The 4950-nt window shown below is 74.1% G+C and carries 6 protein-coding genes, 1 tRNA gene and 1 pseudogene; all 8 read right to left on the bottom strand.

Annotation, left to right across the window (positions count from 1 at the left end; all coding sequences use genetic code 11):
- On the bottom strand, window positions 1-1020 hold a 1020-nt coding region (locus tag ACXJKA_RS19765; RefSeq protein ID WP_456826902.1), incomplete at its 3' end, for a hypothetical protein.
- Window positions 1013-1714, bottom strand: a complete 702-nt coding sequence (locus tag ACXJKA_RS19770) for an ABC transporter ATP-binding protein (RefSeq protein WP_456826903.1) — start codon at window positions 1712-1714, stop codon at window positions 1013-1015. The genes ACXJKA_RS19770 and ACXJKA_RS19765, both read right to left, overlap by 8 nt.
- Window positions 1711-2619: an ABC transporter ATP-binding protein gene (locus tag ACXJKA_RS19775; protein ID WP_456826904.1), complete on the bottom strand. Its 909-nt coding sequence runs from the start codon at window positions 2617-2619 to the stop codon at window positions 1711-1713. Before ACXJKA_RS19775 ends, ACXJKA_RS19770 begins: the two co-directional genes overlap by 4 nt.
- Before the next feature lie 36 nt (window positions 2620-2655).
- The gene (locus ACXJKA_RS19780; protein ID WP_456826905.1) at window positions 2656-2931 is read right to left on the bottom strand and encodes a helix-turn-helix transcriptional regulator; all 276 of its coding nucleotides are present in this window, start codon (window positions 2929-2931) and stop codon (window positions 2656-2658) included.
- Between the two features lie 195 nt (window positions 2932-3126).
- A tRNA-Ala gene (locus ACXJKA_RS19785) sits at window positions 3127-3199 on the bottom strand.
- A gap of 71 nt (window positions 3200-3270) precedes the next feature.
- Window positions 3271-3969 (bottom strand): histidine phosphatase family protein, encoded by a 699-nt coding sequence (locus ACXJKA_RS19790; RefSeq protein ID WP_456826906.1) that lies wholly within the window; start codon window positions 3967-3969, stop codon window positions 3271-3273.
- Complete coding sequence (rsfS, locus tag ACXJKA_RS19795; RefSeq protein WP_456826907.1) at window positions 3966-4355, bottom strand: ribosome silencing factor; 390 nt, start codon at window positions 4353-4355, stop codon at window positions 3966-3968. Before rsfS ends, ACXJKA_RS19790 begins: the two co-directional genes overlap by 4 nt.
- Before the next feature lie 18 nt (window positions 4356-4373).
- Window positions 4374-4950, bottom strand: a pseudogene (locus tag ACXJKA_RS19800) (hypothetical protein); the annotation flags it as partial.

The raw sequence follows: 4950 nt of genomic DNA on the forward strand, positions 1-4950 counted from the left end.
CGCGGTGAGCAGCGCCGCCTCGGCCGCGCGCCGCCCGGCGACCAGCCGAGCCGCCAGCACCACCGTGGTCGCTGCCAGCGCGCCGCCCAGCAGCGCCACGGCGAGCACGCCCGAGCCGGTCACCCCGCGCTGGTCCCGCGCGTCGTGCATCGTGCGCGCGAACGGCAGGTCCACCACGAGGTTCTGCGTGCGGTCACCGAGCGCGCTGGCCAGCTCCCCGTCCAACGAATCGACCCCCGCACCGGCCCGGGTGAGGTCGGCCGAGGTCGCGTCCGTCAGGTCGGGCTGCACCCGCAGGGTGACCCGACGCAGCGGGACGCCGCTCGCAGCGACCTCGCCGGGTCCGACGACGAACGGGCCGTAGGCGGTGATGTACCCGCGGTAGTTCGGGCTCACGCCGGTTCCCTGCAGCGGGTCCTCCTCCCACGCCACGCCGGGTCGCGGCACGAACGTCCCGACGACCGTCAGCCCGGCGCCGCCGCCGCCCGGGGCCGCGGCGAGGGTGGTCTCGCTCCCGACGTCGAGACCGAGCGCCCGCGCGGCCGACGTGGGCAGCGCAGCCTCGCCCGACGCGTCGGGCCACCGCCCCGCGACGAGCGTCCCGCGGGCGTCGCGGTCGTCGAGCTCGGCGAGGTACGCCAGGCTCAGGGGGCGTCCGTCGGCAGGCAGGTACCGCATGACGGTGGAGGTCCACGTGGTCGTGGTCGTCGGGAGATCCCCGAACGGGGCGGTGAGCATCGCCGACGCCTCGGCGACGGCCCCGGAGGCATCCTGTGCGGTCGCCGCGACGCGCTCGCTCTCGTCCGGATCGTCGGGTTCTTCCGGGAAGCCGAGCGCGACGCCGACCTCGACGTCCGCGACCGGGGTGTCGACGATCGCCAGCTGCAGCGCCCGCTGCGGGGAGGCCGTCAGCAGCAGCACGCACGCCCCGACGAGCGACGCGCCGGCGACCATGACCGTCAGCACCGCCACCAGCACGGCGACCTGGGCGCGGGCCCGTCGCCAGACGAGCTCAGCCACGCTCGGCAGCCCCGACCAGCCGGCCGTCCACCACGCGCACCGCGCGGTCCGCGAGCGCGATCATCACCGGGTCGTGCGTGGCGACCAGTGCCGTCATCCCCTCCGCCTCGACGACGCCGCGGATCAACGCCATCACGGCCAGACCGGTCTCGCTGTCGAGCTGCCCGGTGGGCTCGTCGGCGACCAGCAGCCGAGGGGACCCGGCCAGCGCCCGCGCGATGGCGACACGCTGCTGCTGGCCACCAGACAGCTCGTCGGGCCGCTGCAGCGCGTGCGGGGTCAGCCCGACGAGCTCGAGGAGCATCTCGACGCGGCGCTCGCGCTCCGCCACAGGTGCCTCGCGCAGCCGCATCGGCACGCCGATGTTCTCGGCCGCCGTCAGGACGGGCATCAGACCGAACGTCTGGAACACGAACGCGACCTTGTCCCGCCGCAGGATGGCCTGCTCGTCGTCGCTGAGCGCGGCCACGTCGACGCCGTCGACCAGCACGCTGCCCGCGTCCGGGCGGTCGAGCCCGCCGACCACGTTGAGCAGCGTCGTCTTGCCCGACCCGGACCGCCCGACGAGCGCGACCAGCTCACCTGGTGCCAGGTCGAGGTCGACGCCGCGCAGGGCGTGCACCGCGGACGGACCGCTGCCGAAGGTGCGGTGCACGTCCCGGACGTGCACCGCTGCGCCGCTGCCGGCGCTCACCGCTGGCTGCCGTCGGGCCAGACGCCCAGGTGGTCGGCCTCGAGCGCGAGGCGCACGCGCCGGGTCATCGCGAGCGCCTCGCGGTACTCCCGCGGCACCTGCAGCCGCCCCGCCCGGTCCATCACCGCGTACTCCTCGTGCGTGACGTCGCCGCCGGCGTCCCGCCGGAGCACCTCGCTGCTGGTGCGCCCGTCCCGGATCGCGACGGTGCGCTCCACGAGCCCGCTGACGGCCGGGTCGTGCGTGACCACGACGACCGTGGTGCCGGACTCCCGGTTCGCCGTGCGCAGCGCGTCGAACACCTCCCGGGCCGTGGCGGTGTCGAGCTCGCCCGTCGGCTCGTCGGCCAGCAGCAGCTGCGGCTCGTTGGCCAGCGCAGTCGCGATCGCGACGCGCTGCTGCTCGCCGCCCGACATCTGCTGCGGCTGCCGGCCGGCGACGTGCCCGACACCCACCAGGTCGAGCAGCTCGCCCGCACGTGCCGCCCGCTGCCGGCGTGGCCCCCTCATCGGCAGCGCGACGTTCTGCCGGGCCGTCAAGTACGGCAGCAGGTTGCGCGACGTCTGCTGCCACACGAACCCGACCATCTGGCGCCGGTACGCGACCCGCTCCTTCGCGTGCATCGCCATGAGGTCCCAGCGGCCGACGCGCACCCGACCCGCCGTCGGTGCGTCCATCCCGGAGAGCACCGCGAGGAGCGTCGACTTGCCTGAGCCGCTCGCTCCGACAACCGCGACCATCTCGCCCTCGTCGACCAGCAGATCCAGGCCTTGGAGGGCCTGCACCTCGACGCTGCCCGACTGGAAGATGCGCACCAGGTTGTCGCAGGCGACCAGGGCGTCGTGACCGAACTGCGCGGCCGGCTTGGCGCCGCCACCAAGGGCCTGGAGCGTGCTGTCCGACACCTGCAAACTCCCTCCGTGGCGACCATCCCCCGCAGGCTAGGCCGATCCGCACCACTCCGAGCGAAAAACAGCCACGCCGTGCCAGCACGCCGACGGACGGAGCGTGACGGTCAGCGCCCGGTCCACACCTCGCGGGCGGTGGCGTTCGCGGTCGGCGGCTTCCATGCGGGCTAGCCAGGCCTCGATCTCGCTCATGCGGAAGCGCAGCTGGCGTCCGACCCAGAAGCCGTGGCGTCCGCGCCCCTGGGAGCGCAGGTCGTCGAGCGCCTGATTGCTCACCGAGAGGTCGGCGGCAAGCTCGGTCAGGGTCATCGCCGGCTCCGTGGCCGACGTCACGTTGGTCTGCATGCCAGCAGGTGTGCGGCGAAGCGCCCAACACGCGCGAGGAGGTCCGAGACTCCCCGCCCTGAGGTCGAGCCAAAACCGATAAGTGTCCAAAAATGGCCGATGGCCACGTCAGGCTCCTGTCTTCAGGATCCCGGCGTGGCCTCTGACCAGCACTTTCGGTGGAGCTGAGGGGATTCGAACCCCTGACCCCCTGCATGCCATGCAGGTGCGCTACCAGCTGCGCCACAGCCCCGCAGCCCCCCGTGAGGGGCCACTCACGCCCGTAGGCGCTCGGAGAGTTTAGAACGAACGCGGGCCCAAACGCTAATCGGGGTCCCGGGTCTCTGAGTCGACGCCCGAGTCGTGCGTCGTGTCGGGTCCGGCGTTCCAGTCGCTCGACGCGTCGGTGGGGCCGAGGTTGTAGCCGACCATCCGCCACGCGGGCGCGAAGTCGCCGCGGGTGGCGATGAGCTCGGTCCAGTGGACGTTCAGCATGCCGGCGAAGCCGTGCCAGTCGGTCGGCATGCCGAGCAGGTCGCCGACCGCGCAGCTGATGGCAGAGCCGTGCGAGACGACGACGAGCGTGTCGTCCTGACCGAGCGCCGCGGCGTGCTCGAGGATCCCCTCGCGGACGCGCTTCGCCACCTCCGAGCGCGTCTCGGCGCCGACGCCCTCGGGCTGGCCGCCGGCGCGCCAGACGGCGAACTCGTCGGCCCAGTCACGCTTCAGGTCGTCGCCCGTGAGGCCCTCCCAGAGGCCGAACGCCCGCTCCCGGAGCCGGGCGTCCACGACGAGGTCGAGGCCTGCCGCACGCCCGAGGAAGCTCGCGGTCTCGTGCGCGCGGCTCAGGTCGGACGTCACGATGACGGTCGGCTCGTGCCGGGTCAGCAGCCGGGCCGCGGCCGTGCGGGCCTGCCAGCGGCCGACGTCGTCGAGCGGGATGTCGACCTGGCCCTGCAGACGCGCCTGGGAGTTGTAGGCCGTGCGCCCGTGCCGGACCAGGAGCAGACGACCCGCCGTCACGCGTCGACGCCCGCGTCGGTCCCCCGCGCGTCAGCGGGGAGATCGATCACCGGGCAGTCCTTCCACAGCCGCTCGAGGGCGTAGTACACCCGGTCCTCCGCGTGCTGCACGTGCACGACCACGTCGCCGAAGTCGACGAGCACCCAGCGCCCCGCGCCCTTGCCCTCGCGACGGATCGGCTTGGCGCCGAGCTTGAACAGCGCCTCCTCGACGGCGTCGACGATCGCGCCGACCTGCCGCTCGTTGCTGCCGGAGGCGATGAGGAAGACGTCGGTGAGCACGAGCTGCTCGCTGACGTCGAGCGCGATGATCTCCTCGGCCTTGATGTCGGAGGCGGCACGAGCGGCCGCCACGGCCAGCTCGATCGCTCGTTCGGTCGCAGCCACGGGTCTCCTCGGTGTAGATCAGGCAGGACCGGCCGGGAGGCCGGTCAGGACGTGCGTCTGGTGGGTCACGGCGGACGCGGTAGGCACCGCGTCGGACGCGGCGCTGGTCCCGGCCGCGCTCTCGCGCTGGCTCAGCAGCAGGACGATGAGGAAGCCGAGCACGAACGCGACGAGCGCGAGCACGATGAGGTGCAGCCAGGTGTACGGGTGGCGCGGCCGTTCGTCGTCGTCGTCATCGTCATCGTCGTAGCCGTCGTGCGCCGCGGCGCTCGGGACCGGCTCCGGCGGTGCGGCGAAGGGCGGGGTCGTCGGATCCCCGCCGGCGCGCGGCGCCGGCACGGTCCCGGCGGACAGACCGGTCGGCGACCAGGTCGCCGGTGGGGCGTCCGTCGCGGACCCGGCTGGTGCCGGCGGGGTCGCCRACCACGTCGGCTGTGCCGGGCGGCTGGTCGCGGGTGCGGTCGGCGTGCGGGCACTGGAGGGCGTGGGCTGCCATGCCGCGGGCGCGGGCGACCCGGCCTGCTGCCAGGGAGCCGGCTGCGCGGTGGGCGCGGGCGGGGCCGCGGGGGCACCGGGCTGCGACCCCCAGCTGGCC

This window comes from Cellulomonas sp. P5_E12, from assembly GCF_054049315.1.

Bases quoted from the DNA above. Each gene is read 5' to 3' on its own strand.
- ACXJKA_RS19780 (WP_456826905.1), bottom strand. From the start codon at position 2,931: ATGACCCTGACCGAGCTTGCCGCCGACCTCTCGGTGAGCAATCAGGCG.